Annotated in this window: 2 protein-coding genes; both read right to left on the minus strand. The window is 71.2% G+C overall.

Translation table 11 applies throughout. The features are described from left to right. On the minus strand, nt 1-1,106 hold a 1,106-nt coding region (locus ACFVVA_RS42100), incomplete at its 3' end, for a sulfate adenylyltransferase subunit 1 (RefSeq protein WP_387696012.1). 2 nt (nt 1,107-1,108) lie between these two features. After that, on the minus strand, nt 1,109-1,702 hold a 594-nt coding region (gene cysD, locus ACFVVA_RS42105; RefSeq protein WP_387696013.1), incomplete at its 5' end, for a sulfate adenylyltransferase subunit CysD.

A 1,702-nucleotide genomic window follows, 5' to 3' on the forward strand; every position in this document is an offset into this window, starting at 1 on the left:
TCGGCGCCGGAGCGCTGTTCGAGAGTGTCGATGTCGATGCGGTAGGTGATCGCCTTGACGAGCGCCCGCACCGTGCGGGTGGTGTGCTTGAGGAGGACCTTGTCGCCGGTGCGCAGCGGCCGTTCGTTGAGGTGGCTGACGGTGGCTTCGATGTCCTTGGTGGGCGTGGGGGCGGGGCCGGCGGTGATGAGGTCGCCGCGGGAGATGTCGAGGTCGTCGGCGAGGCGGACGGTGACGGACTGGGGGGCCCAGGCGATGTCGGTGTCGCGGCCGAGGGCGTCGATGGCGGTGATGGTGGTGGTGTGGCCGGAGGGTTGGACGGTGACGGTGTCGCCGACGCGCAGGACGCCGGAGGCGAGTTGGCCGGCGTAGCCGCGGTAGTCGGGGTGTTCCTCGGTCTGGGGGCGGATGACGTACTGGACGGGGAAGCGGGCCGGTTCGGCGCTCGGGTCGCTGCCGACGGGGACCGTCTCCAGGTGTTCCAGCAGGGTGGGGCCGCCGTACCAGTCCATGTGGGCGGAGGGTTCGACGACGTTGTCGCCGGCGAGGGCGGAGATGGGGACGGCGAGGACGTCGGTGATGCCGAGGGAGGCGGCGTAGGCGGTGAACTCGGCGGCGATCCGTGCGAAGACGGGTTCGGCGTAGTCGACGAGGTCCATCTTGTTGACGGCCAGGACCACGTGCGGGACGCGCAGCAGGGCGGCGACGGCGGCGTGGCGGCGGGTCTGTTCGACGACGCCGTTGCGGGCGTCGACGAGGACGACGGCGAGTTCGGCGGTGGAGGCGCCGGTGACCATGTTGCGGGTGTACTGCACGTGGCCGGGGGTGTCGGCGAGGATGAACCGCCGGCGGGGGGTGGCGAAGTAGCGGTAGGCGACGTCGATGGTGATGCCCTGCTCGCGTTCGGCGCGCAGGCCGTCGGTGAGCAGCGCGAGGTCGGGCGTGTCCTTGCCGCGGCTGCGGGAGGCGTGCTCGACGGCTTCGAGCTGGTCGGCGAGGACGGACTTGGAGTCGTGCAGGAGGCGTCCGACGAGGGTGGACTTGCCGTCGTCGACGGAACCGGCGGTGGCGAAACGCAGCAGCGAAGTGGCGGTCGCAGTGCTCATGTCTAGAAGTACCCTTCGCGCTTGCGGTCTTCCATCGCGGCTTCGGAGAGCTTGTCGTCGGCGCGGGTGGCGCCGCGTTCGGTGAGGCGGCTGGCGGCGATCTCGGTGATGACGGCCTCGATGGTGGTGGCGTCGGAGTCGACGGCGCCGGTGCAGGACATGTCGCCGACGGTGCGGTAGCGCACCAGGCGCCGCTGCACGGGCTCGTCCTCCCGGGGGCCGCCCCAGTCGCCGGCGGTCAGCCACATGCCGGAGCGGGCGAAGACGTCGCGCTCGTGCGCGTAGTAGATCTCCGGCAGCTCGATGTCCTCGCGTTCGATGTACTGCCACACGTCGAGTTCGGTCCAGTTGGACAGCGGGAAGACGCGCACGTGCTCACCGACGGCGTGGCGGCCGTTGTAGAGGGACCAGAGTTCGGGGCGCTGGCGGCGCGGGTCCCAGGCGCCGAACTCGTCGCGCAGGGAGAAGACGCGTTCCTTGGCGCGGGCCTTCTCCTCGTCGCGGCGGCCGCCGCCGAACACGGCGTCGAAACGGCCCGTCTCGATCGCGTCGAGCAGCGGGACGGTCTGCAGGGGGTTGCGGGTGCCGTCGGGGCG

The organism is Kitasatospora sp. NPDC058048 (assembly GCF_042885555.1).
GTDB classification, from domain to species: Bacteria; Actinomycetota; Actinomycetes; order Streptomycetales; family Streptomycetaceae; genus Kitasatospora; species Kitasatospora lactacystinica.